This window comes from Nocardioides insulae DSM 17944 (assembly GCF_000422825.1).
GTDB classification, from domain to species: domain Bacteria; phylum Actinomycetota; class Actinomycetes; order Propionibacteriales; family Nocardioidaceae; genus Nocardioides; species Nocardioides insulae.
In genome coordinates, this window is the sequence record NZ_AUGU01000013.1 from 103,159 (window position 1) to 128,383 (window position 25,225).

The following is a 25,225-nucleotide window of genomic DNA, read 5'->3' on the forward strand; positions in this document are numbered from 1 at the left end:
CCGGCGGCGCCGCACCTACTGGGTGACGCGGTAGGCGTCGAAGACGCCGGGCACAGAGCGGACGGACTTGAGCACGTTGTCGAGGTGCTTGGCGTCGGCCATCTCGAAGGTGAAGCGGCTCTTGGCGACGCGGTCGCGGGTGGTGGAGAGCTGGGCGCTGAGGATGTTGACGTGAGTGTCGGCCAGCGCCATGGTGATGTCGGAGAGCAGCCGGGAGCGGTCGAGGGCCTCCACCTGGATGTTGACCAGGAAGGTCGCCTCACCGGCGGAGCCCCACTCGACCTCCACCAGCCGCTCGGGCTGACGCTGGAGGTCGCCGACGTTGGTGCAGTCGGAGCGGTGCACCGAGACGCCGCCACCCTTGGTCACGAAACCGATGATCTGGTCGCCGGGCACCGGGGTGCAGCACTTGGCCAGCTTCACCCAGACGTCGTCGACGCCCTTGACGATGACCGCGGAGTCCCCGCCGACGACCTTGGTGGCCCGCCGCCGGCCGGTGATGGTGACTGCCTCGGCGAGATCCTCCTGGGCACCCTCCTTGCCGCCATGCTCCTCGATGACGCGGTGGACGACCGCCTGGGCGGAGAGATTGCCCTCCCCGACCGCGGCGTACAGGGCGGACACGTCCGCGATGTTGAAGTGCTTGGCCGCCAGGGTCAGCGACTGGTGGGACATCAACCGCTTGAGCGGGAGCCCCTCCTTGCGCATCAGCTTGGCGATCTGCTCCTGGCCCTTCTCGATCGCCTCCTCGCGACGCTCCTTGGTGAACCAGTGCCGGATCTTGGAGCGGGCGCGGTTGGACTTGACGAAGTTGAGCCAGTCCTGGGAGGGCCCGGCCGTCTGGGACTTGGAGGTGAACACCTCGACGACATCGCCGTTGTCGAGGGTGGACTCCAGCGGTACGAGGCGACCGTTGACCCGTGCGCCGATGGTGCGGTGGCCGACCTCGGTGTGTACGGCGTAGGCGAAGTCGACCGGCGTCGCCCCGGACGGCAGCGCGATCACGTCACCGCGCGGGGTGAACACGTAGACCTCGGCCCGCCTCATCTCGAAGCGCAGCGACTCCAGGAACTCGCCGGGGTCGTCGACCTCGCTCTGCCAGTCCATCAACTGGCGGACCCAGTTCATGTCGCCGGCGCCCTCGAAGCCGGCCCGCTGGTCGGTGTCGAGGCCGTTGCGGCCGTCCTCCTTGTACTTCCAGTGGGCGGCGACGCCGTACTCCGCGCGACGGTGCATCGAGAAGGTGCGGATCTGCATCTCCACCGGCTTGCCCTGCGGCCCGATCACGGTGGTGTGCAGCGACTGGTACATGTTGAACTTCGGCATCGCCACGTAGTCCTTGAACCGGCCCAGGACGGGGTTCCACCGGGAGTGCAGGACGCCGAGCACGGAGTAACAGTCGCGGTCCTCATCGACGAGGATGCGGATGCCCACCAGGTCGTAGATGTCGGAGAAGTCCTTCCCGCCGACGATCATCTTCTGGTAGATCGAGTAGTAGTGCTTGGGGCGGCCGGTGACGGTCGCCTTGATCTTGGCCTCGGACAGATCGTTCTCGACCTGGCTGATCACCTGGGCGAGGAACTTGTCCCGGGACGGCGCCCGCTCGGCGACCAACCGCACGATCTCGTCGTAGATCTTGGGGTGCAGGGTCGCGAAGGCGAGGTCCTCCAGCTCCCACTTGATCGTGTTCATGCCCAGCCGGTGGGCCAGCGGGCCGTAGATGTCGAGGGTCTCGCGAGCGCTGCGCTCCTGGCTCTTCAGCGGCACGTAACGCAGGGTGCGCATGTTGTGCAGCCGGTCGGCCAGCTTGATCACGAGCACCCGGATGTCGCGCGACATCGCGACGATCATCTTGCGGATCGTCTCGGACTGCGCGGAGTCGCCGTACTGCACCTTGTCGAGCTTGGTGACGCCGTCGACGAGGTGCGCCACCTCCTCGCCGAAGTCGCGGCGCAGCTCGTCGAGGGTGTACGGCGTGTCCTCGACGGTGTCGTGGAGCAGGGCTGCGACCAGGGTCGGCTCGGTCATGCCGAGCTCGGCGAGGATCACCGTGACCGCGAGCGGGTGGGTGATGTAGGGGTCGCCGCTCTTGCGCATCTGGGTGCCGTGCAGCCGCTCGGCGGTGGTGTAGGCGCGCTCGAGCAGTGCGAGGTCACCCTTGGGGTGGTTGGCCCGGACAGCGCGGAAGAGCGGCTCGAGGACGGGGTTGGCGCCCTGACCCCGCCCACCCATCCGGGCCAGCCGGGCGCGCATGCTCCGCCCCGAGGGAGCGTCCTGTTTGGCGCCGGACGCGCGTTCTCGAGGGGCTGCCACGCTGCGCTCGTCCGCCATTGCGCCAGTCTACGTTTCCGCGTGTACGCCGTGTCGACCGCTGCACCGGAGCGAGACGGCTCCGCTACCCGGGTGTGCTCAGCAGGTGAGCAGGGTGGTGAACGGCATCGACCCGATAGCCGAACGACCCTTCAGGCCGGCCAACTCGAGCAGCACCGCCATCCCGGCGACGGTGGCGCCGCTGCGCTCGACCAGTTCGGCCGTGGCCGCCGCGGTGCCGCCCGTGGCGAGGACGTCGTCGACCAGAAGCACCCGGGCTCCCGGGGCGAGGGCGTCCCGGTGGATCTCCAGGGTGGCCTGGCCATACTCGAGGTCGAAGCTCACCGCGTGGGTTGAGCGGGGCAGCTTGCCCGCCTTGCGGACCGGTACGAACCCCGCACCCAGGGCGAGGGCCACCGGCGCCGCCAGGATGAACCCGCGCGACTCCATGCCGAGCACCGCGTCGACGGCGGTGGCCCCGTCGACGTCGCGGCCGGCGTTGGCGAGTGCCTGCACGACGGCGCCGAAGGCGGTCGGGTCATCCAGCACGGGGGTGATGTCCTTGAACAGCACCCCCGGGCTCGGGAAGTCCGCGACGTCGAGGACCAGCCTGTCCAGCAGGTCGGCGAGCTCCTGCTCGGTCATCACTTGCCCCGCTTCGAACGCGGCTTGCGCGACGGCTGCGGCCGACCGGCCGCTCCGCTCTCCTCGACCGGGCCGTGTGCGGGCGGCGCGATCCTCCCCCGTCCGGCGGCGGGCGGCGTACGGGGAGAGCGTTCCTCCTCGTACTCGACCTCGACGGCCAGGTCCTCGTCGCGGTCGGCCCGCGCCGTGGCGGGCGTGTCGTCGGCATGCGCTGCGGGTACGTCGGCGTACGGGTCGACGGCCCGGCGGGCCGCCGCCTTGGCCCGGCGCTCGGCCTGGACGACCTCGGTCTCGTTGGACTTCAGGTGCACGAGCAGTCTCGGCGCGATCAGCACCGAGGAGAAGATGCCGGCCGCCATGCCGACGAACTGTGCCAGGGCGAGGTCCTTGAGCGAGCTCGCCCCGAGCATGATCGCGCTGACGTAGAGGATCGCGGCCAGCGGGATCAGCGCCACGATCGAGGTGTTGATCGATCGGACCAGGGTCTGGTTGACCGCCAGGTTCGCGGACTGCGCGTAGCTGAGCTTGGTCTTGCGCATCTCGGCGGTGTTCTCTCGGATCTTGTCGAAGACCACGACGGTGTCGTAGAGCGAGAAGCCGAGGATCGCCAGCACACCGGTGACCGCGGCCGGCGTGACCGAGAAGCCGGAGAGCGAGTAGACGCCGATGGTGATCACGACGTCGTGGAACAGCGCCACCAGAGCGGCTACCGACATCTTCCACTCGCGGAAGTAGATCCCGATGAACAGGGCCACCAGGACCAGGAAGACAGCCACACCGATGAGGGCGCGCTCGGCGACCTCCCGACCCCAGCTGGCACCGATCTCGTCCTGCGAGACCTGATCCGGCTCGACCGGGACGATGTCGGTCACCACATTGGTGAGCTGGGCGCTCTGGGCGAGGGTGAGGTCCTCGACCTGGATGATCAGGCCGTCGTCGCCGGTGGTGGTGACGTTGGGGTTCTCCGTGCCGGGGATCCCGCTCTCCCCCACCGCGTCGCGCAGTTCGTCGGCCGTCTCCTGGGTGGCCTGGGAACTGGTGAGGTCGCTGAGCCGGTACTGCGTACCGCCGGTGAACTCGATGCCGAAGTTGAGGCCCTTGATGAAGATCACCAGCAGGCAGGCGACCACCAGGAGGCCGGAGATGGTGTACCAGAGGGCCCGGTGACCGACGAAGTCGATCGAACGACGACCCGTGTAGAGGTCGTGGCCGGTCTGCGAGAGCTTGCCCATCAGGCCTTACCTCCTACGGGGGCCGGCTCGGCGTCGACACCCAGGGTCTCGACGCTGAGGCCGGAGAGCTTCCCGCCGCCGTTGAAGAATCGGTACCGCGCCAGGGTGGAGACCAGCGGCTTGGTGAACCAGAACAGCACCGCCAGGTCGATCAGGGTGGTGAGCCCCAGGGCGAACCCGAAGCCCTTCACCGCGCCGGAGGCGAAGATGTAGAGGATCAGCGCGGAGAGCAACTGCACGACGTTGGCAGCCACTCGGGTCTTGCGGGCTCGGACCCAGCCGGTCTCGACCGCGACCCGCATCGACTTGCCATCGCGCATCTCGTCCCGGATGCGTTCGAAGAAGATGATGAACGAGTCGGCGGTGACACCGACCGCGATGATGAAGCCCGCGATCCCCGGGAGGGTCAGGGTGAACCCGGCGGTCTCGCTGAGCAGCAGGACCATCGCATAGGTCAGCGCCGCGGCCACCGCGAAGGAGCCCAGGACCACGACACCGAGAGCGCGGTAGTAGAGCAGGCAGTAGATCAGCACGAGGGCCAGGCCGATCGCACCCGCCCACATGCCCGCGGTGAGCTGGTTGCCGGCGAGCGAGGGGCCGATGCTCTCGACCGAGGTGGCCTCCCGGTCGAAGGAGATCGGCAGCGCACCGAACTTGAGGCTGTTGGCGAGATCCTGAGCGCTCTCCTCGGTGAAGTCACCGGTGATCTGCGCTCCGCTGGTGATCCGCTGGTCAGCCGTCGGCGCGGAGATGACCTGCCCGTCCAGCACGATGGCGAACCGCTGGCCGGTGCCGGCGATCTGGCCGGTGGCGTCCGCGAACATGGACCGGGCCTCGCCGTCGAAGTCGAGCGTCACGGCGTACTGGACGTCGTTCTGCGGGATGCCGTAGTCGACGTCGGTGACCGAGGTGCCCTCGATGATGGCCGGCGAGAGGAGGAACTTGACGCCGTCCTGGTCACAGGTCACCAGCGGCTTGCTCGCGTCGTCCTTGACCTGGGCCGCCGAGCCGTCCGCGGGGCAGGTGAAGTTGTCATAGGCCGTGATCGAGGCCTGGTCGGGACCGTTCATGAAGCTGACGGCCCGGTCGAAGCTCTGCTTGGGAGTCAGCTCCGACTCCTCGGGAGCACTGGTCGCGCTGCCCTCGGGGCTGGTCGTCGCGGTCGCGTCGCCGGACGGCGACGCACCGGCCGACGGGCTGGCCGCTGCCTCGTCGCTGGTCCCGCTCCGAGCGAAGCCCGGAGCGGCCCGGTTGGCGCCCGACTGCTGCTTCTGGGTCTGCTTCTCGGTCTGCTGGTTGGGCTGCTGCTGGCCGCCCTGGTCGCCCTGGTTCGGGGCGGTGGTGGGTGCCGTTGAGGGCGCGGTCGGCGCGGTGGTGCCGGTGTCGCCCTGCTGCGAGCCGAGATCGGAGGAGGTGGTGCCGCTACCGCAGCCGCCGGTGTCGCTGGAGCAGGCCACCAACCGGAACCGGAGCTGGGCCTGTCGCATCACGACCTCGACCAGCTCCCGGCGGCTCTCGCCCGGGATCTCCACGACGATGTAGCGGTTGCCCTGGCGGACTACCTCGGCCTCGGCGACGCCGGAGCCGTTGACCCGCTGGTCGATGACGCGGCGGGACTCCTCGAGGTTCTCCGCGGTGGGGTCGCCCTCGGCGACCAGCGTGATCCGGGTGCCGCCCTGCAGGTCGAGGCCGAGCGTCGGCTTCCAGACGCCGGCGAGCGCGACCAGGCCGAACAGGATCGCCACCCCGAGGAAGAACACCGTCAAGGTGCGCCCCGGATTGGACTTGCGTGCCATCGGTCTACTTCTCCTCAGGGCGGGACGTGGTCCCTCCGGAAGCCTGGTCGTCGGAGACACTGGCGCTGTCCGTGGTCGAATCGTCCGCCGCGATCCCACCCTCGGCGAGTTCGCGGGTCTCGCTGGAGTCGGCCGACGCGTCGGCCTCCTCCAGTTCGTCGTGGGACTCCTCGGCGTCGGTCTCCTCGGGCACGACCTGGCCCACCGCGGCACGGAGCACCCTGAGCTCCACGCCCTCGGCGACCTCGACCACCACGTGCTGGTCGGTCGTGCCGGTGACCGTGCCGAAGATGCCGGAGGTGAGCATGACGGAGTCGCCCGCGGACAGCTGCGACTGGAGCTGCTGGAGCTGCTTCTGCCGGTTCCGCTGGGGCCGGATCAGGAGGAACCAGAAGATGGCGAAGAAGGCGACGAGGATGAGCAACTGGCCTGCAGGCACGAAGGAATCTCCAGGGACGAGGGGCATACGCCGATCCGTGTCGGATCGGCCGACGCGCAAGTCTAACCAGGGGCACCCCACCGGCGATGATCTCACCCCACCGTCCGGTCCCGAGCCCCGATCCACCGTGATAGGCACAGGGGGGCACATGTCGAGGCATAGCGAGCCCCGGCGGTGCCGGGCCCAGACATCTCGGAGAGGTAGGACGATGGGGAGGATCCTGGCTCCGTGGCTGCGGGTGGCGATCGCCATGACCGCGGTCGGGTGGGGTGCGAACCAGTTCGCGGCCCTGCTGGCGGTCTACCGGGAGCAGGGGCACTCGGAGTCGTTCGTCTCCTTCGCGGTGGGCGTCTACGCCGCCGGACTGGTGCTCGCCCTCTTCGTGGTCGCCGCGGTGGGCGACCGGGTCAGCCACCGCACCTACCTGCGCGTCGGGGTGCTGGCGGCCGTCGCGGGCACGCTGCTCCTCATGTTCGGCGCGGAGGCCGAGTCCCTCATCCCCGTGGGGCGCGTGGTCGCCGGCGCCGCGACCGGCGTGATTCTCGCCCCCGGCACCGCGTGGCTGATGGAACTCTCCCGTGCCACGCCCGGCGCGGGTCCCCGCCGGGCGACCGTCGCACTCTCCGTCGGCTTCGGTGGCGGGCCCGCCCTCGCCGGCCTGGTCGGGCAGTGGGCCCCGGTGCCCGCGGTGTCGCCGTACCTGCTGCACCTGGCCCTGTCCGCGGTCGCCGTCCCCCTGGTGTGGTCGGCGCCGGTGGGTCCCGTCGGGCACGGCACCCCCAGCCCGGACTCGTGGCGGAGCACCCTGCGCACCTTGCGCACCAGCACCTTCGTGCGGAGCGTGGCGCCGACCGCCCCGTGGGTGTTCGGTACGGCGGCGACCTCGTTCGCGATCGCCCCCGGAGTGGTGCCGGTGCACACGCTGCCGGTGGCGGCCGGCTCGGTGATCATGGCGCTCACCATGATCACCGGTGTGGGTCTGCAACCACTGGCCAAGCGGGTCGAGCGACGCCGTCCGGGGCGCACCCTGCGATGGGGCATGCTCGCCGCGACGGCCGGGATGTTGCTCGGCGCGCTGACCTTCTGGAGCCAGCTCGTACCGCTGCTCTTCCCGCTCGCCGCGATCCTGGGCGCCGCCTACGGGCTGCTGCTGGTCGGCGGGCTCAGCCGGCTCGAGGCGATCAGCGCGCCGGCGGACCTGACCAGGGTCAATGCCGTCTTCTACGCCCTGTCCTATCTGGGTTTCGCGATGCCGTCGGTGTTCGTCCTGCTCACCGAGCGCGGGATCAGCGGGGTGACGGTGATGCTCGCGGGCGCCGTGATCTCCGCGGTGACCCTGGCGCTGTTGCCACGTCGCGTCCCGGGCGGCGAGCGGAGCCACGTCGAGGATCAGGCGGCGGCCCACCACCGCCGCTGAGAGCCTGGCCCCCGATCGTCGCCGTCGCGAGCGTCACCGGACGAGTGTGCCGGCAAGGCGGAGGGCCGAAGACCGGTCAGGGGCCCATCGAGGAGCATCAACGCGGCCGGCGCGCCCGGATGGCGGCGCAGCAGGCGCAGGATCGGTTGGGGTCAGGCCGAGGTCGCCGGACGGACGACGAGGCTCACTCGTCGAAGAGCCCGCCCTGAGCATCGGCGGTGTACGTCGGCGCGGGGGCGCTCAGGCCGAGGTGCTCCCAGGCGGCCGGGGTGGCCATCCGGCCACGCGGCGTACGCACCAGGAAGCCGTTGCGCACCAGGAACGGCTCGGCCACCTCCTCCACGGTCTCCCGCTCCTCCCCCACCGCGACCGCGAGGGTGGAGATGCCGACCGGCCCGCCACCGAAGCGGCGGCAGAGGGCGTCCAGGACGCCGCGGTCGAGACGGTCCAGGCCGAGCGGATCGACCTCGAAGAGCTCGAGCGCCCGCTGGGCGACCTCGATGGTGACCACCCCGTCGGCGCGGACCTCGGCGAAGTCGCGCACCCGGCGCAACAGCCGATTGGCGATCCGCGGGGTGCCCCGCGACCGTGCGGCGATCTCTGCCGCCCCCTGGTCGGTGAGCCCGACGTCGAGCAGTCCGGCGGAGCGGTGGACGATCAGATCCAGCTCCGCCGGGTCGTAGAACTCCAGGTGCCCGGTGAACCCGAACCGGTCCCGCAACGGACCCGGCAGCAGACCGGCCCTGGTGGTGGCCCCGACCAGGGTGAACGGGGGGATCTCGAGCGGAATCGCGGTGGCTCCCGGTCCCTTGCCGATCACCACGTCGACCCGGAAGTCCTCCATCGCGAGGTAGAGCATCTCCTCGGCGGGGCGCGACATCCGGTGGATCTCGTCGACGAACAGCACATCGCCCTCGTTGAGACCGGACAGGATCGAGGCCAGGTCACCGGCGTGGGTGATGGCCGGTCCGCTGGTGATGCGCAGGGCCGCGGACATCTCGTGCGCGATGATCATCGCCAAGGTGGTCTTGCCAAGGCCCGGAGGCCCGGAGAGCAGCACGTGATCGGGCGCGCGGTCGCGCAGCCGGGCGGCCTCGAGCACCAGCCCGAGTTGCTCGCGGACCCGCTCCTGCCCCACCACCTCGTCGAGCGAGCGGGGGCGCAGCGCTGCCTCGAGGGCGCGCTCGTCACCCTCGGCCTCGGCCGCGGTCAGCCGACGCAGGTGCTCCTCCTCGGCGGCGCCGAAGGCGTCCTCGGAATCGTCTGCCAGGTAGCCGCGGTCGGTGAGTTCGTCCTCGTGGAAGGGCACCGGACTCACACCTTCGCCAGCACCCGGAGGGCGGCCTTGAGCAACCGACCGACCTCCGCGGTGCCGTCGTCACTCGCCTCGGCGGCGACCACGTCGACCGCCTTGTCGGCGTCCTTGCTGCTGTAGCCCAGACCGACCAGGGCCTCACTGACCTGGGCCTGCCACGGCGCCACGGCCGGGCCGGGGGTGGCACCGCCCCCGATCGGTCCGCCGACGCGGTCCTTGAGCTCGAGGATGATCCGCTGGGCGCCCTTCTGGCCGATACCGGGCACCCGGGTCAGGGTCTTGACGTCCTCGGTCGCGATCGCGGTGCGCAGTGTCTCCGGCGGGAGGACGGCGATCATCGCCTGGGCCAGTTTCGGGCCCACCCCGGAGGCGGTCTGGACGAGTTCGAAGAGGGTCTTCTCATCCTCGTCCGCGAAGCCGAACAGGGTGAGGGAGTCCTCGCGCACCACCAGGCTGGTGGGCAGGGTGGCCTCCGCACCGATCCGCAGGGTGGACAGGGTGCCGGGCGAGCAGAGCAGCTCCAGGCCGATCCCGCCGACCTGGACGACGGCACTGGACAGGGTCACCTCGGCCACCGGGCCTTTGACGAAGGCGATCATCGGAGTCGTGTCTTCCTCTCGGAGATTGGGTCGGTACGCCGGGCGCCGGCGGGCGCCGTGCGGGCGGCGGGCGCCGTGCGGGCGGCGGAGCCCTGCGGGCGGCCTCCGGACGCGGCGGTGCGGGCGAGCGCCGACTCCAGTCGGGCCTGGGCGCCGCCGCGCCAGATATGGGTGATCGCCAGGGCGAGCGCGTCGGCGGCGTCGGCCGGCTTGGGCGGGGTCTCGAGTCGCAGGATGCGGGTGACCATGGCACCCACCTGCGCCTTCTGTGCGCGGCCGCTGCCGGACACAGCCGCCTTGACCTCGCTGGGGGTGTGCAGGGCGACGGGTAGGCCCCGACGGGCGGCGCAGACCATGGCCACGCCGGCGGCCTGGGCGGTGCCCATGATGGTGCTGACGTCGGACCGGGCGAAGATCCGCTCCACCGCGACCACGTCGGGTCGATACTCCTCCAGCCAGGCGTCCACGCCCTGCTCGATGGTCACCAGCCGCTCCGGCACTCCGAGGTGTGAGGAGGTCCGCACGACGCTGACATCGACCAGGCTCAACGACCTGCCGAGCGAACCGTCGACGACACCGAGACCGCACCGGGTGAGTCCGGGGTCGATCCCCAGCACGCGCATCGGCTCCCCTTTCGGGACCCGGTCAGGCGGATCCTCGGTCGAACGTCTGTTCTAGCCCACGGTAACCATACGCGTCGCTCCGGTCGGCCAGGACACGCCCTACCGGATCGCTGCGGCCTCACTGCCCCACGACGACTCCCCACACGACGACGCCCCGCCGTCGGCGTACTCCAGGAGCGTGCCGGTGGCGGGGCGTGGACGTGGCGTGGGCGAAGCGGTGGTCAGTCCTCGTCCTCGAGGGCAGCCATGACCTCGTCGGGGATCTCGACGTTGGAGAAGACGTTCTGGACGTCGTCGAGGTCGTCCAGCAGGTCGATCAGCTTGAGCACCTTGCCCGCCGCGGTGGCGTCGCCGACCGGGATGTCCATGGTCGCGACGAACTCCACGTCGGCCGAGTCGTAGTCCAGACCGGCCTCCTGCAGCGCGCTGCGGACCGCGACCAGGTCGCCCGCCTCGGAGATGACTTGCCAGGTCTCGCCGAGTTCGTTGACCTCCTCGGCACCCGCGTCGAGGGTGGCCTCCAAGACGTCGTCCTCGGAGACGTCCTTGCCCTCCTGGGACTTGGTCACGACGACGACGCCCTTGCGGTTGAACAGCCGCGAGACCGACCCCGGGTCGGCCATCGTGCCGCCGTTGCGGGTGACCGCGGTGCGGACCTCCATGGCCGCGCGGTTCTTGTTGTCGGTCAGGCACTCGACCAGGACCGCGACGCCCTGCGGCCCGTAGACCTCGTACATGATCGTCTCGTAGTCGACGCCGCCGCCGTCGAGACCGCCACCGCGCTTGACCGCGGAGTCGATGTTCTTGTTGGGGACCGACTGCTTCTTGGCCTTCTGGATGGCGTCGTAGAGCGTGGGGTTGCCGGCCGGGTCGGGCCCGCCCATCTTGGCCGCGATCTCGATGTTCTTGATCAGCTTGGCGAACAGCTTGCCGCGCTTGGCATCGATCGCTGCCTTCTTGTGCTTGGTGGTCGCCCATTTGGAGTGGCCAGACATCAGTCCCTCTTCTACTCGCTCGACAGCGCAGAATCCTACCGCCGGGCCGAGCCGGGTGCTCAGGTGCGTGCCCGGACCAGCTCGACGAAGTGCCCGTGGAGGCGGCCGTCCTCGCCCACCTCGGGGTGGAACGAGGTCGCCAACAACCCGCCCTGGCGTACGGCGACGGGGTGGCCGTGCGCGCGGGCGAGCACCTCGACCTCCGGCCCGGTCTGCTCCACCCAGGGGGCCCGGATGAACATGCCGTGCAGGGCGCGTTCGAGTCCCTCGACCTCGATCTCACCCTCGAAGGAGTCGACCTGGCGCCCGAACGCGTTGCGCCGCACCGTGATGTCGAGCCCGCCGACGGTCTCCTGGTCCGCGGTGCCGTCGAGGATGCGGTCGGCGAGCAGGATCATGCCGGCACAGGTCCCGAAGACCGGCAGCCCGGCCGCGATCCGCTCGCGGAGCGGCTCGATCAGGTCGAAGGCACGCAGCAGCTTGGCCATCGTCGTGGACTCGCCACCCGGGATCACCAGGCCCTCGACCTGGGCCAGCTCGGCGGGACGGCGTACCGGCGTGGTCTGCACGCCCCAACGGGAGAGCGCCGCCAGGTGCTCGCGTACGTCGCCCTGGAGCGCGAGCACACCGATCCGGGTCGGCCGGGCGGTCACCAGCCGCGCTCGGCGAGGCGGTGCGGCTGGGGGATCTCCTCGACGTTGATCCCGACCATCGCCTCGCCGAGGCCGCGGGAGACCTGGGCGATGGTGTCGGGGTCGTCGAAGAAGGTGGTCGCCTTCACGATGGCCGCGGCGCGCTCGGCGGGGTTGCCGGACTTGAAGATGCCCGAGCCGACGAAGACGCCCTCCGCCCCCAGCTGCCGCATCATCGCCGCGTCGGCAGGAGTGGCGATGCCACCGGCGGTGAACAGGACGACCGGGAGCTTCCCCTCCGCGGCGACCTCGCGGACCAGGTCGAAGGGCGCCTGCAGCTCCTTGGCGGCGACGTAGAGCTCGTCGTGGTCGAGGGCCGCGAGCCGGCGGATCTCCCCCCGGATGGTGCGCATGTGGGTGACGGCGTTGGAGACGTCGCCGGTGCCCGCCTCACCCTTGGAGCGGATCATCCCGGCGCCCTCGGTGATCCGGCGCAGCGCCTCACCCAGGTTGGTGGCCCCGCAGACGAACGGGACGCCGAAGGCCCACTTGTCGATGTGGTGCTCGTAGTCGGCCGGGGTGAGCACCTCGGACTCGTCGATGTAGTCGACCCCCAGGCTCTGCAGCACCTGCGCCTCGGCGAAGTGCCCGATCCGCGCCTTGGCCATCACCGGGATCGAGACGGCGTCGATGATGCCGTCGATCATGTCGGGGTCCGACATCCGGGAGACCCCGCCCTGGGCGCGGATGTCGGCTGGGACGCGCTCCAGGGCCATCACGGCCACCGCACCGGCGTCCTCGGCGATCTTGGCCTGCTCGGGCGTGACGACGTCCATGATCACGCCGCCCTTGAGCATCTCGGCCATCCCCCGCTTCACCCGGGTCGTGCCGGTGGTCTCGGGGCGCTCGGCCCGCGCCTGACTGCGGGCACTCACCCCGGTCCGGGCGGACTGGGGGAAGGCGGTGTCGGGGGCGGTGGCGGGCGGCGCGCTATGGCTGGTCATACGACCGAGCCTAGGCAGTTTTACCGGCCCTCCGGACCCGTCTCGGCGTCGCCGTCGCCCTCCTGGAGGTGACGCTCATCACCCTCTTGTTCGGACTCCTCGGCGGCCGCCTCGGCGAGGGCCTGGCGGCGTACCACCCAGACCCGCTGGCCCACCGTGACGGTGCTGGCGATGGCCAGGACCCACAGCCCCAGGTGCAGCAGGATCGGCAGGTCGAACAGACCGGACAGACCGGTCAGGACGAGGATGATGACCAGCCGGTCGGCCCGCTCCGCGATGCCGACGTGGGCGTCCAGGCCCAGGCTCTCCGCGCGGGCACGGGCATAGGACACCACGGCGCCCATCGAGAGGCAGACCAGGGTGAGGGTGAGGTAGAGCCGGTCGTCCCCCGGTCCTGCGAAATAGAGCGCCAGACCCATGAAGATGGCGGCGTCCCCGAGCCGGTCGAGGGTGGAGTCCCAGAAGGCGCCGAACTTCGAGGTGCGGCCACTCACCCGGGCCATCTGGCCGTCGATGAGGTCGCTGAAGACGAACGCCGTGATGACCACGGTGCCCCAGAAGAGCTCTCCGCGTGGGTAGAAGGCGAGGGCGCCCACGACCACCCCGAGGGTGCCCACAAGGGTCACGATGTCCGGGCTGATCCCCAGCCGCAGGAACAGCCGGACCACGGGTGCGAGCACGACGCCCTGCCAGAACGCCTTGAATCTCTCCAACATCGGGCGAAAGGCTAGCGTCCCCGCGCCGGATCGCCGGCGCCGGCGCCGCTGAGGAGTCGGTCGCACACCTCGGCCACCGCGGTCGGCACCCCCGTGACGCTCCACTCGACGCCACCGGCCTGCACCCGCCGGTGCGCTCCGCCCAGTCCCAGCACGAGGGCCACTCCCGGCAGTCGATCCCACTCCGGCACGGTGTGCTGACAGCTCACCTGGAGGGTGCCCTCGGCGATCGCCGCGAGGTCCATCGACCCCGACCCCAGCATGCGCAGGGTGGCGGCCCCCGTGACCATCTCGCCGAACACAGCGCCGGCCGCGTTCCCCCAGTACGGCGGGTGCAGGTAGGTCGCGAGACACGACTCGGCCAGTGGTCGGTCGCGCAGGGGCGCGAGCGGTAAGCCGTTGCGGGTGGTGGGCAGGCCGGGGCCGCCCAGATAGAGGAGGTCGGCGTACGGGTGGTGGACGGCGCCGAGGAGGATCTCCTCCTCGTCCGGGCCGCCCTCCACCAGGGCGAGGGCGGAGCACCACCACGGCAGGCCGGCCACGAAGTTGTAGGTGCCGTCGACCGGGTCGATCACCCACCGGCGGCCGCTGGCCGAGGGTCGGGCGGCGCCCTCCTCGCCCAGCACGCCGTCGTCGGGGCGCTCCCGCGCGAGCCGGGTGAGGATGTACTCCTCCGCGGCGTGGTCGGCGGCGGTGACCAGGTCGGAGATCGAACTCTTGGTCTCCACCTCCACCCCGTCGGCCCGCATCCGGTGGGCCAGCTCGCCGGCCCCGCGAACCAGGTCGCCGGCCAGCTCAGCGTCGGCGGCGCGAGGATGCGCGGCCCGCGGGGACCCGCTCACCCGGGCCAGGCCTCGGCGAACAGGTCGCGGGTGTCGGTCAGCAGCTGCGGCAGCGTGCGGGTGTGGCCGATGACCGGCATGAAGTTCTGATCCCCGACCCAGCGCGGCACCACGTGCTGGTGCAGATGGGCGGCGATGCCCGCGCCCCCGGCACTCCCCTGGTTCATCCCGACGTTGAACCCGTCCGGGCTCGACACCGCGCGAACCACCCGCATGGCCTGCTTGGTGAGGTGCGCGATCTCGACCGCCTCGTCGGTGGTGGTGTCGGGGTAGTCGGCCACGTGGCGGTAGGGGCACACCATCAGGTGTCCCGACCCGTACGGGTAGAGGTTGAGCACGACGTAGCTCAGCTCGCCCCGGTGGACGATCAGCCCCTCCCGGTCCGGCATCGCGGGGATCCGGCAGAAGGGGCACTGCCGGGCCGAGGCGTCGTTCGGCTTGTTCTCCCCCCGGATGTAGGCCATCCGGTACGGCGTCCACAGCCTCTCCAGCGCATCGGGCCGGCCGATGCCGTCCTGATGCTGCTCGCCCGCCCCCGGCATGCCGGTCGCTCCCTGGAGAGCGGTCACGGCGTGACCGAGGGGCCGCGGCCGACCGGGAGGTCGGCGGTTTCCGGGGCGGTTCGCTGTGGCTCGATCACGGGGCCCAGCGTACGGGTCCCACCCCGGTCACCGACGCGGCCGCGCCACCTGCTCAGGCTCAGACCTGCTCGTGCGACTCGACCGCGGCCACCACGCGGGCGATGGCCTCCTCGACGGGAACGCCGTTGTCCTGGTGGCCGTCGCGGTAGCGGAAGGAGACCGCACCGGCCTCGAGGTCCTTGTCACCGGCGATGATCATGAACGGCACCTTCTGCAGCTGCGCGTTGCGGATCTTCTTCTGCATCCGGTCGTCGGTGTCGTCGACCTCCACGCGGATCCCGGCCCTCCGCAGCTGGGCTGCGATGTCGTAGAGGTAGTCCTCGTGCCGGTCGGCGATCGGGATCGCCTGCACCTGGACCGGGGCGAGCCAGGGAGGGAACGCGCCGGCGTAGTGCTCGACGAGGACGCCGAAGAAGCGCTCGATCGACCCGAACTTGGCCGAGTGGATCATCACCGGCTGCTGCCGCGACCCGTCGGCGGCCTGGTACTCGAGCCCGAACCCGGCCGGCTGGTTGAAGTCGTACTGCACGGTGCCCATCTGCCAGGTGCGCCCGATGGCATCCTTGGCCTGCACCGAGATCTTCGGGCCGTAGAACGCGGCGCCACCCGGGTCGGGCACGAGCTCGAGCCCGGTCTCCGCACCGACCCGCTCCAGGACGCCAGTAGCGGTGGCCCAGTCCTCGTCGCTGCCGACGAACTTCTCCTTGTTGCTGTCCTCGCGGGTCGACAGCTCCAGGTAGAAGTCGTCGAGGCCGAAGTCCTTGAGCACGCTGAGCATGAAGTCGAGCAGGTGCTTCACCTCGCCGGGAGCCTGCTCGGGAGTCACATAGGAATGGGAGTCGTCCTGGGTCAGGCCGCGCACGCGGGTGAGACCGTGCACGACGCCGGACTTCTCGTAGCGGTAGACCTGGCCGAACTCGAAGAATCGCAACGGCAGCTCCCGGTAGGAACGCCCCTTGGATGCGTAGATCAGGTTGTGCATCGGGCAGTTCATCGCCTTGAGCTGGTACTTCGCCCCCTCCAGCTCCATCGGCGGGAACATGGTGTCGGCGTAGTAGGGCAGGTGGCCCGAGGTGTGGAACAGCCCGTCCTTGGTGATGTGCGGGGTGCCGACGTAGGAGAAGCCCTCCTCGATGTGGCGGCGGCGGACGTAGTCCTCCATCTCCCGCTTGATCACCCCGCCCTTGGGGTGGAAGACCGGGAGGCCGGACCCGAGTTCGTCGGGGAAGCTGAACAGGTCGAGCTCGCGCCCCAGCTTGCGGTGGTCGCGACGCTCGGCCTCCTCCAGCAGGTGGAGGTGCTCCTCGAGGGCCTCCTTGGACTCCCAGGCGGTGCCGTAGAGCCGCTGCAACTGCTTGTTCTTCTCGTCGCCGCGCCAGTACGCCGCCGCGCTGCGCATCAGCTTGAACGCGGGGATCCGCTTGGTGGTCGGCAGGTGCGGGCCGCGGCAGAGGTCCTTCCAGACGACCTCGCCCTTGCGGTCCAGGTTGTCGTAGATGGTCAGCTCGCCGGCGCCGACCTCGACGGCGGCGCCCTCGGCGGCGTCCTCGGAGTGGCCGGCGCCCTTGAGCCCGATCAGCTCGATCTTGTAGGGCTCGTCCTGCAGTTCGCCGATGGCGTCGTGGTCGGAGATCGGCCGGCGGGAGAAGCGCTGGTTCTCCTTGATGATCTTCCGCATCCGGCTCTCGATCTTCTCCAGATCGGCCGGCACGAACGGGGTCTCGACGTCGAAGTCGTAGTAGAAGCCGTCCTTGACCGGCGGCCCGATGCCGAGCTTGGCCTCCGGGAAGAGCTGTTGGACCGCTTGGGCCATCACGTGCGCGGTGGAGTGGCGCAGGATGTCGCGACCGTCGGCGGAGTCGATCAGGACCCCCTCGACCTCGGCCCCCTCGGTCAGCTCATGGGACAGGTCGCGCAGCTTCCCGTCGACGCGGGCGGCGATCACCGCGGGCTCGTCGGCGAAGAGCTCCCAGGCCTTGGTGCCGGTCGTGACCGCACGCTCCTGCCGCTCCTGGGCGGTGAGGACGACGATCTTCAGCTCGGACACGCGGGCTCCTCCTGGACTGGATGGGGGTCGGACGCCACCGTCGGTGGCACCCCACGATGGTATCCGCCGACCGTTTCGGGCCACTCATCAGTTCTCGCCTCCTGCTCGCCACGTGAGCCGGCCCCGACGCACAGGAGGCGACGCGCGCGGGATCCCCGAGCGGTGGAAACCCGTCCCTCATCTTGCGTAGCCTCGGGCCGGTGTCCGGCCGCATCACCGTTGACCCCTCCCATCCCCCTTCGCCTCCCGACCCCCTGAGCTCGGACCGGTCGGGCGGGTCGAGACGTCCGGTGGCCGCGCTGGCGGCCCTGCTCCTCCCACTCGGGCTCCTGCCCGGCCTCACGCTCGGTCTCGCACCGGGCCTGACCCCGTCGGCGTCCGCGGTGACCCGGACCTTCCAGGACGAGAAGCGCCGGGCACCGCACGACATCCGACGGGTGGTGGTCGACAACACCGGCCCACGGATCGGGGTGACGGTGTGGCACAGGGCCCGAGGCTGGAAGGGCAAGGTGACCATCGCCCTGGACACCCGGCGAGGCCCCGGCGTGGACCGGATCAGCAGCATCCGGCACGGCTACCGGGCCGCGCGGGTGAGCTTCGAGAATCCCGGCGGCAAGGGTTGGCGCTGCTCCTCGACACGGTCGTTGCGGTCGAGCGGCAAGCGCCTGTTCACCCGGCTGACCGTGCCGCGACGCTGTGCCGACGGCGCCGATCGGCTGCGGGTCGCGGTGAGCGTCGATCCCCGCCGCGGGAAGACCGACCGCCGGCGTACCGGCCAGGTGCCGCGGGTGCAGCCGAGTCCTCCCCGCCCACCGAAGACACCGGATCCGACGCCCGCGCCGCCGAAGCAGACCAAGCCCAACGTGTTGATGTTCATCGTCGACGACGCCCGCGCCGACGACCTGAGCGCGATGCCGCACACCCGGCGCTGGCTGGGCGCGGGCGGCACCACCTGGACCAACGCGATGGCCCCCTATCCGCTGTGCTGTCCGGCCCGCGCCTCGATCTTCTCGGGGCAGTACAGCCACAACCACGACGTGTACTCCCACCAGCCGCCGTACGGGTTCCACGCCTTCGACGACCGCAGCACGCTCGCCACCTGGCTCAAGGGGGCGGGCTACGAGACGATGCTGCTCGGCAAGTACCTCAACGGGTACGGCGGACAGCCGCCGCCACGCGCCTCCGGCGGCTACTCGCACACCTACGTGCCGCCGGGCTGGAACGACTGGCGCGGTGCGTTCGAGGGGGTGCCCGGGCAGGGCGGTCTGCACCGCTACTACGACACCTCCCTGACCCAGAACCGTGGCCGTGGGATCCAGTCCCTCAGCGGCACCTACCAGACCGACGCCTACGCCGACATCATGGCCGGCTACGTCACCAACCAGGAGCGCTACACCAAGCCGTACTTCTCCTACGTCTCCTTCACCGCTCCGCACGCCGGCACGCCGCGCCAGGCCAAGGTCGACCCGCCCGAACAGGTCACGCGCGATGACGGGAGGGTGATCAACTTCGTCACCCCACCCAGCCCGCAACGGCACTGGAACAGGTTCCAGGGCGCCCGGCCCCCGGGACTGACCTGGACCGATCCCGACCTCTCCGACCAGCCGGAGGACCTGCAGAACCCCCCGCTCAACGATGCGGAGATGTCCGCGATCGGCCAGGTCCACCGCAAACGACTGCAGGCCCTCGCCGCCGTGGACGAGGGGATCGACAAGGTGATGACCGCGCTGCGGCGCTCCGGCGAACTCGCGCACACCTACGTCATCTTCACCAGCGACAACGGCTACTTCCTCGGCGAGCAGGGCATCCGGCAGGGCAAGCTGATCCCGTACGAGTCCGCGCTGAAGGTGCCACTGCTGATCCGGGGCCCCGGCATCCCCGCCGGCCAGGTCCGCACCGACCCCTTCCTCAGCATCGACTTCGCACCCACCATCCTGCAGATGGCCGGCGCCTCGATCCCAGCGAAGGTCGACGGGGTGGGGCAGCTGACCACGGCGCGCAGCGGCGACCGCGGCTGGACCAGGCCGGTGCTGGTGAACACCGGCCCGAGCGACGTCGTACGCAACAGCGACGAGTCCGGCGCCCCGCTGGACACCGAGGACCCCGGCGCCCAGGACCAGCGCTACCTCATCGGCGTCCGCACGCCGCGCTACCTCTACACCAATCGGGCCAACGGCTTCGAGGAGTTCTTCGACCTGCACAGCGACCCGCGCCAGTACGACAACCTGGTCGACAACATCGGGGACCCGCTGAGCACCAAGGCCGAACTGTCCGTGCGTGGCACCCGGGCGCCCGGCGACCCCAGCGCCGCCGAGTACCAGGAGATCCTCGAGTCGCTCCGCAGTCAGATGGCCCGGGTCCGCGCCTGTGCCGGAACCGGGTGCCGGGTGTCGCTCCCCGCGGAGCTTCGCTGAGACTCGATCCCCACTGAGGCCACCCGGGTCACCTCACTCGCAGACGATCCCGTCCTGGTCGGTGTCCGTGTACCACGCGTACTCCGGGTCGCGCCCCTGCTGGTAGGGGCCGTAGCCCCGGTCCTGGGCCAGGTAGCAGTAGGCGAACCGCGGGTCCGTGCCGGCGTTGTCCTCCTTGTTGCCGCCCCCGGAGTTGTCCTCCCCGGTTTCGCCCCCGCCGCGGTCCTGCGCACCGCGCTGGACAGCGGCCGTGTCGACGACCACCACCACGTTGCGGCACCCGGCCGCCCGCCCCAGCAGGGCCTGCTTCTCCTGAGCGTCGACGGCCAATCGCCAGCGGGTCTTCACCGCCGCGTAATCGCGGACGTAGCGGCACTGGTTGCGTGGTGGCAGCCACTCGGCGGGATCACGATCGCTCTTGGACCTGTTGGAGGAGGCACTGACCGCGACCAGGCTGCGCCGGTCGCCGAGATCGTTGGCGAAGCGGCGACGGGTGTCATCGCTCCAGCGCCCGGCCCCGGAGTCCCAGGCCTCGGCGAGCGGCACCAGGTGATCGATGTCGAAGGTGGAGGGGTCGGCGGTCCACGTGCCGTCGTAATAGCTCACCCAACGTCCACCCGAGAGCGCACATGAGGAGCCGATCGAGGGCTTGCGCCGGGCCTCTTGGAGCAACACCTCGTCCCGGGTGTCGCACCCGTCGCCGTCCGCGTCCACCCAATGGGTGAACGCCGAGCGCGTGTAGCCCGAACGCTGCTCCCCCGCGACCGGCAGCTCCCGGATCAGGGGACGCAGGCGCAGTTCGACCCGTCGCGGTGCCTGCTGGGCGCTGCTCGAACCCTCCGGTGGCCGGTCAACAGCGATTGGCGGGGAGGAGGCGGGACTCGAAGGTTGATGTGCCTTCGACCTCGTCCCCCTCGGCCTCGTCTTCGTCGGCTTCGATGCCTCGGTCGGCTCGGTCGCCAGGTCCGCCGGTGCGTGCGGGCTCGTCCCGGCCGTGGGCCCGGCCGTGGCCCCGGTGTCGGTGTCGGTGGCGCAGCCGGCAGCGAGGATGGACAGCGTGCCGAGTACGCCGCAGAGCACGCCGGCGTACCGCGCGCTCGTCCGCGCCGACCTCGTTCTCACAGCCGGAATCGTAGGCCGCGTCCGCTCACGTGCCCGCGACCGGGGCGCCTGGCTCGACCGCCCCCAGCCCTCCACCGAGCAGGCACAATGGCAGGACGCCCGGGGGGATCTGGAGGGGCCACCATGACGAGTGGGGTCGGTCGGCAGGTGCGGCCTCCACGCACGCCCGGAGCCCGGACCGCTTCGGGCCAGGTGCGCCTTCTCCCGGTGATCGCGGGCTGCGTGCTGCTCGGTCTCCTCCTCCGCGCCCCGTTCCTGGCAGGGGACCTGCAGAGTGACGAGGCCGGCCTGCTCCTGGTCGTGCGCCACTGGAACCCCGGCGAGAGCACGGTGTACGGCGACTACTGGGTCGACCGGCCACCCCTCCTGCTCGGGTACTTCTGGCTCGCGGACCTGCTACCGGGTGTCATCGGCGTGCGACTGCTGGGGCTGCCCGTCAGCGTTCTGCTGGTGAGTGCCGCGGTCGTGGCCGGCCGGTCCCTCGGCAGACGCTCCGGGGCCTGGTCGGCCGGGGTGGTCGCCGCCTCCCTGGGCTCGTCGTACCTGCTCGCCGGATACCAGGTGAACGGCATGCTCCAGGGCGCCGCCCTGGTCATGACCGCGTGCGCGGTCGCCATCGCCGCCTTCAACCGCAGCGGCGGGGCGGGTCGGCACCTCCTGTGGGCCCTGTCCGGTGCCCTCGGCCTCTGCGCCGTGCTCGTGAAGCAGAACCTGGTCGGCGGACTGGTGTTCGCGCTCGTGCTGGCGCTGGCCTCGGGCTGGTCGCTCCGGGCATCGCCGCGCCACAGCGTCCTCTCCGTCCTGACTGTGGTGGGCGGCGCCGCAGCCGCGATCGGCGCCATGCTCGGCTGGGCGACGCTGACGGGGGTGGATCGTTCCCAGCTCTGGTACTCCCTGTACCGGTTCAGGCTCGATGCTGCCGAGGCCATCTCCGGAGCGAGCATGGCGGCCCCGCTGGAGCGACTCGGCACCTTGGCGGCGTCTTTCGCGGTGAGCGGGCTCCTGTTCCTGGTGGTCCTCTTCCTCGTCTCCCTACCGGCGTTGTGGCGTGACCGATCCCGCCGCGTCTACACGGCCGGGGTGCTCGCGATGTCCGTGGAGGCCCTGGTCGGGATCACCGGCGGCGGCAGTTGGTGGAACAACTACCTCCTGCAACTGGTGCCCGCGGCGTCCCTGATGGCCGCGCTGTGCGCCGGACGCCGGGGACGGCGGACCATCGCCGCTGCGGTCGCGGTGGCCTGCACTGTGGCAGCCTCGGTCTGCTCGGTCCTGGTCGGCATCCAGATCGACCGTGAGCCGCGTCCGCAGGTGCTGGTGGCGCGGGAACTGGCCGCCGTGGCGGAGCCCGGCGACACCGCCTTCGTGGCGTACGGCAACGCGGAGATCCTGCTCTACTCCGGCCTCGACAGCGACTATCCGCACCTGTGGAGCCTCCCGATGCGCGTCCTGGACCCTCGCCAGGAGGCGCTGACGGCGAAGCTGAACGGCGCGCACCCACCCACCTGGATCGTGCAGATCGATTCGCTCAACGCCTGGGACGTCGACGCGGACGGCGAACTCGCGCGCGCCGTCGAGCGACGCTACCGACCGGTCGCGACCGTGTGCGACCTGACGGTGCACCTGCTGCGCGGGGTGGACCGTCCGGCCCCGCCCGACGCCGTGTGTGAGTGACGCTGGGTCCTCCCCGACCCCGAGGCTCAGTCGTCGAGGACCCTGCGCTCACCGCCGAACAGGGGCACGAGCCCCCACAGCGCCACGAAGAACACCACGCTGACCACCGTCGCCACCGAGGCCAGGACCTGACCCGCGACGACGGCGAAGACCAGCCACACCACCCCGCAGATCGTGGCGGCCAGCGTCGCCAGGCCTGCTCTGGCACAGCGGTTGGCCGCATGGATCAGCCACGGTCGCTCCCCGTAATAGAAGATGCTGCGATGGAAGGCCACCGGGGCGATCAGGAACCCAGTGGCCAGCACGGCCGCGACCAGCACACACAGATAGACGATCTGGGTCGTGTCATCGAGATCGTCGAACCGCGCGGAGAACGCGATCGTCAGGAGGAATCCGGTCAGGATCTGCACCCCCGTCTGGGCGACCCGCAGTTCCTGAAGCATCTCGTTCCACTTGCGGTCGAGCCGACGACTGGCCCGCCGATCACCAGGCGGATCGCTGTTCCCCATCCCTGATGTGTACCCCCGGCTCCCCCGCCCATGCCAGTGCCGGGGCGAGGACGCTGTCGAGCATCACGCCCTCACGAACCGGGCGGGGCTCAGCACCGGGCTCAGCACCCCGAAGGCGATCAGGCCCACCGGACCCTGGACCACGACGACCGTGGCCGCGATCCACATCGTCTGCGTGTGGTCGACCTCGCCGGGACGATGGATCGGCGTCCCTTCGAATGAGAATCGCCCCTGACCTGTTTTCCCAGGTCAGGGGCGGCTTCCTCGGTGGGCGATACTGGGCTCGAACCAGTGACCTCTTCGGTGTGAACGAAGCGCGCTACCACTGCGCCAATCGCCCGAGGGGGTGCTCCGCGCGTTCCTGCGGTGCGGCCTAGACATTAGCAGGAGCCCTCGGACATCTCACATCGGGACCCCTCTGCCCTGGTCCCAGCTCTGCTCCAACTCCGGTCCGGCTCCGGTCAGGCGCCTGTTCAACTCCAGCCCGGCCCCGACAGGTCCCGGGCACGTACCGGTGCGACCGGCGACCCGCGCCGGTACAGCCCTGACGCCGAGGTGTCCCAGATCACCACCTCGACCGGCCTGGTTCTCGTCATGCCCGGGCTCCACACCCGTCCCACTACCAGAAGCCCCGATCACTCGGAAGACCCGGATTGGACGGATCGCCGACCAGCGAAGGAGACCAGATGGACACATCCCCCATGACCCCAGCGCTCTCGCAGCGGATCTCCCTGTGGTGCCTCGACCCGTGGGGCCGGCAGGTCGCCGTACCGACGACCCTCGGCTACTCCAGCGAGGACCCGTACGCCATCTCCTTCACCTTCCACTCCGGCAAGGACGACGTGGAGTGGATCGTTGCCCGCAACCTGCTCCTCCAAGGCCTCACCGGCCCCGTCGGGGAGGGCGACGTCCGCATCTACCCGAGCATCGACGAGGACGCCCACGCCGTGACCATCCTCGACTTCCACTCCCCCGACGGCCGCCTCGTGGCGGAGGCGAACACCCGTCAGCTCCAGAAGTTCCTGACCCGCACCTTCGGCCTCGTACCGGTCGGCAGCGAGAGCGAGTACGTCGACCTGGACACGCTCATCGACGGTCTGCTCAGTTCCAGCAATTCCGAGTGAGCGGGCTGCCGGGATCCACCCGGCTCACCGGCCGACCAACTCCGCTTCCCGCCGCCGCCAGACCTCCTGAACCTCCTCGGTGATGGGCCCCACCGGCAGCGCACGCTGGTTCCAACGGGTGACCGCCTGGACGTCGCGCGTCGTGGAGACCAGGAAGATCTCCGAGGCCTCCTCCACCACCTCGATCGGAGCGTCCACCTCCTCCCCGCCGTACCACTCGAGCACGAGCGCGCGGGTGACGCCGGCGAGGCAGCCGCTGGCCAGGGTCGGCGTCCGCAGCCGGCCGTCCACGACGTAGAAGACGTTGGACCCGGTGCCTTCGCACAACTGCCCCTGAGTATTGGGGAACACGGCCTCGGTCGCCCCCTGACGCTGCGCCTCGGCGAGGGCGATCACGTTCTCGGCGTACGACGTCGTCTTGAGGCCGGCGAGCGCCCCCTTCTCGTTGCGGGCCCACGACACGGTGATCGCACCGGTCTCCGTGGGCGTGGGATTCATCCCCTCCGCGGCGACGATCAGCGTCGGCGATGCCTCGCCGCGCCCGGACCCCAACGGCCCGTGCCCGGCAGTGACCGTGATCCGGAGCTTGCCGAGAGCCAGTCTCTGCGCGGCCAGGACCTCCGCCACCCCCTTGCGGAGGTCCGCATCGTCGACGCCGGTCAGACCCAGGCCGGCGGCCGAGACCTGCAATCGCGCCAGATGGCGATCCAGGGCGAACGGCGCCCCGTCGACCACCTTCACCGACTCGAAGACCCCGTCACCGACGGTGATCCCATGATCGAGGAGAGCGACCGAAGGGGCGGTGGGGTCGACCAGGCGGCCGTCGATCCAGGTGTGCATGTCAGCACTCTAGGTCCCCGCCTCGCCGCCGTGACCTGCAGGACATCCCGGTGCCGGCCGCGGACCGATGACGCGTCACGCCGACCGCCGCGACGTACCCACGCCACGCCGGGGACCCCGGATTTGGCACGTATCTACCCCTCGGCTAATGTTCTTTCCGTCGCCGAGGCGCGGCGGGCCTACAGGTCCGGAACGCCGAGGAGTCAAGCGGACGTAGCTCAGTTGGTAGAGCGCAACCTTGCCAAGGTTGAGGTCGCGAGTTCGAGCCTCGTCGTCCGCTCGGAGAGGGTCT

At 70.5% G+C, this 25,225-nt stretch carries 22 protein-coding genes and 2 tRNA genes; 5 read left to right on the forward strand and 19 right to left on the reverse strand.

Going from position 1 to position 25,225, the window contains the following annotated elements; all coding sequences use genetic code 11:
* Positions 1-15 precede the first annotated feature (15 nt).
* The 5 genes from G515_RS0101110 to yajC form a co-directional block, all read right to left on the reverse strand.
* Positions 16-2,331 carry a RelA/SpoT family protein gene (locus G515_RS0101110; protein WP_084652905.1) on the reverse strand — a complete coding sequence of 772 codons (2,316 nt, stop codon included), beginning with the start codon at positions 2,329-2,331 and terminating at the stop codon, positions 16-18.
* Between the two features lie 78 nt (positions 2,332-2,409).
* Positions 2,410-2,955, reverse strand: coding sequence for an adenine phosphoribosyltransferase (locus G515_RS0101115; protein WP_028658650.1), 546 nt, complete (start codon positions 2,953-2,955; stop codon positions 2,410-2,412).
* Positions 2,955-4,187, reverse strand: a complete 1,233-nt coding sequence (gene secF, locus G515_RS0101120; protein WP_028658651.1) for a protein translocase subunit SecF — start codon at positions 4,185-4,187, stop codon at positions 2,955-2,957. Before secF ends, G515_RS0101115 begins: the two co-directional genes overlap by 1 nt.
* Complete coding sequence (secD, locus tag G515_RS0101125; RefSeq protein ID WP_028658652.1) at positions 4,187-5,983, reverse strand: protein translocase subunit SecD; 1,797 nt, start codon at positions 5,981-5,983, stop codon at positions 4,187-4,189. The genes secF and secD overlap by 1 nt, the downstream gene beginning before the upstream one ends.
* 4 nt (positions 5,984-5,987) lie before the next feature.
* The gene (gene yajC, locus G515_RS23435) at positions 5,988-6,422 is read right to left on the reverse strand and encodes a preprotein translocase subunit YajC (RefSeq protein WP_169570401.1); all 435 of its coding nucleotides are present in this window, start codon (positions 6,420-6,422) and stop codon (positions 5,988-5,990) included.
* A 208-nt stretch (positions 6,423-6,630) separates the two neighbouring features.
* Here yajC and G515_RS22910 point away from each other — a divergent pair, with 208 nt between their 5' ends.
* Complete coding sequence (locus G515_RS22910) at positions 6,631-7,839, forward strand: MFS transporter (RefSeq protein ID WP_051217713.1); 1,209 nt, start codon at positions 6,631-6,633, stop codon at positions 7,837-7,839.
* Positions 7,840-8,023: 184 nt separating this feature from the next.
* On the opposite strand, the gene ruvB is transcribed toward G515_RS22910, so the two are convergent.
* From ruvB to thrS, 10 genes are all read right to left on the reverse strand, one after another.
* Positions 8,024-9,061 carry a Holliday junction branch migration DNA helicase RuvB gene (gene ruvB / locus G515_RS0101140; RefSeq protein ID WP_169570427.1) on the reverse strand — a complete coding sequence of 346 codons (1,038 nt, stop codon included), beginning with the start codon at positions 9,059-9,061 and terminating at the stop codon, positions 8,024-8,026.
* Positions 9,062-9,153: 92 nt separating this feature from the next.
* On the reverse strand, positions 9,154-9,753 hold the full coding sequence (gene ruvA / locus G515_RS0101145; RefSeq protein WP_028658654.1) for a Holliday junction branch migration protein RuvA: 600 nt from the start codon (positions 9,751-9,753) through the stop codon (positions 9,154-9,156).
* Positions 9,750-10,376, reverse strand: coding sequence for a crossover junction endodeoxyribonuclease RuvC (gene ruvC, locus G515_RS0101150; RefSeq protein ID WP_028658655.1), 627 nt, complete (start codon positions 10,374-10,376; stop codon positions 9,750-9,752). The genes ruvA and ruvC overlap by 4 nt, the downstream gene beginning before the upstream one ends.
* 221 nt (positions 10,377-10,597) lie before the next feature.
* Entirely contained in the window at positions 10,598-11,371 is a 774-nt protein-coding gene (locus tag G515_RS0101155) for a YebC/PmpR family DNA-binding transcriptional regulator (protein WP_028658656.1), read from the reverse strand.
* 59 nt (positions 11,372-11,430) lie between these two features.
* Entirely contained in the window at positions 11,431-12,024 is a 594-nt protein-coding gene (pdxT, locus tag G515_RS0101160; RefSeq protein ID WP_157570950.1) for a pyridoxal 5'-phosphate synthase glutaminase subunit PdxT, read from the reverse strand.
* Positions 12,021-13,007 (reverse strand): pyridoxal 5'-phosphate synthase lyase subunit PdxS, encoded by a 987-nt coding sequence (gene pdxS, locus G515_RS0101165; protein ID WP_281168273.1) that lies wholly within the window; start codon positions 13,005-13,007, stop codon positions 12,021-12,023. The genes pdxT and pdxS overlap by 4 nt, the downstream gene beginning before the upstream one ends.
* A gap of 20 nt (positions 13,008-13,027) precedes the next feature.
* Positions 13,028-13,723 carry a phosphatidylinositol phosphate synthase gene (pgsA, locus tag G515_RS18910; RefSeq protein ID WP_051217714.1) on the reverse strand — a complete coding sequence of 232 codons (696 nt, stop codon included), beginning with the start codon at positions 13,721-13,723 and terminating at the stop codon, positions 13,028-13,030.
* Positions 13,724-13,734: 11 nt separating this feature from the next.
* Entirely contained in the window at positions 13,735-14,565 is an 831-nt protein-coding gene (locus G515_RS18915; protein WP_051217715.1) for an inositol monophosphatase family protein, read from the reverse strand.
* A complete protein-coding gene (locus tag G515_RS0101180; RefSeq protein ID WP_028658659.1) occupies positions 14,562-15,107 on the reverse strand; it encodes an HIT family protein in 546 nt (181 codons plus the stop codon). Before G515_RS0101180 ends, G515_RS18915 begins: the two co-directional genes overlap by 4 nt.
* A 157-nt stretch (positions 15,108-15,264) precedes the next feature.
* Complete coding sequence (gene thrS / locus G515_RS0101185) at positions 15,265-17,253, reverse strand: threonine--tRNA ligase (protein ID WP_028658660.1); 1,989 nt, start codon at positions 17,251-17,253, stop codon at positions 15,265-15,267.
* Between the two features lie 290 nt (positions 17,254-17,543).
* Between thrS and G515_RS0101190 the strand changes: the two genes are divergently transcribed.
* Positions 17,544-19,667, forward strand: a complete 2,124-nt coding sequence (locus tag G515_RS0101190; protein ID WP_028658661.1) for a sulfatase family protein — start codon at positions 17,544-17,546, stop codon at positions 19,665-19,667.
* Between the two features lie 33 nt (positions 19,668-19,700).
* Here G515_RS0101190 and G515_RS18920 read toward each other — a convergent pair whose 3' ends face one another.
* Complete coding sequence (locus G515_RS18920; RefSeq protein ID WP_157570951.1) at positions 19,701-20,789, reverse strand: GmrSD restriction endonuclease domain-containing protein; 1,089 nt, start codon at positions 20,787-20,789, stop codon at positions 19,701-19,703.
* A gap of 123 nt (positions 20,790-20,912) precedes the next feature.
* Between G515_RS18920 and G515_RS0101200 the strand changes: the two genes are divergently transcribed.
* Positions 20,913-22,460: a hypothetical protein gene (locus G515_RS0101200; RefSeq protein WP_157570952.1), complete on the forward strand. Its 1,548-nt coding sequence runs from the start codon at positions 20,913-20,915 to the stop codon at positions 22,458-22,460.
* A 26-nt stretch (positions 22,461-22,486) separates the two neighbouring features.
* Here the strand turns inward: G515_RS0101200 and G515_RS0101205 are convergent, their stop codons facing one another.
* Positions 22,487-22,969: a DUF6328 family protein gene (locus tag G515_RS0101205; protein ID WP_028658663.1), complete on the reverse strand. Its 483-nt coding sequence runs from the start codon at positions 22,967-22,969 to the stop codon at positions 22,487-22,489.
* 268 nt (positions 22,970-23,237) lie between these two features.
* Positions 23,238-23,309, reverse strand: a tRNA-Val gene (locus G515_RS0101215).
* A gap of 346 nt (positions 23,310-23,655) precedes the next feature.
* Here G515_RS0101215 and G515_RS0101220 point away from each other — a divergent pair.
* Positions 23,656-24,093, forward strand: a complete 438-nt coding sequence (locus G515_RS0101220) for an SsgA family sporulation/cell division regulator (RefSeq protein WP_245565126.1) — start codon at positions 23,656-23,658, stop codon at positions 24,091-24,093.
* 24 nt (positions 24,094-24,117) lie between these two features.
* On the opposite strand, the gene G515_RS0101225 is transcribed toward G515_RS0101220, so the two are convergent.
* Positions 24,118-24,933, reverse strand: coding sequence for an aminotransferase class IV (locus tag G515_RS0101225; RefSeq protein WP_028658665.1), 816 nt, complete (start codon positions 24,931-24,933; stop codon positions 24,118-24,120).
* 207 nt (positions 24,934-25,140) lie between these two features.
* Between G515_RS0101225 and G515_RS0101230 the strand changes: the two genes are divergently transcribed.
* Positions 25,141-25,213: transfer RNA gene (locus tag G515_RS0101230), tRNA-Gly, on the forward strand.
* Positions 25,214-25,225 lie beyond the last annotated feature (12 nt).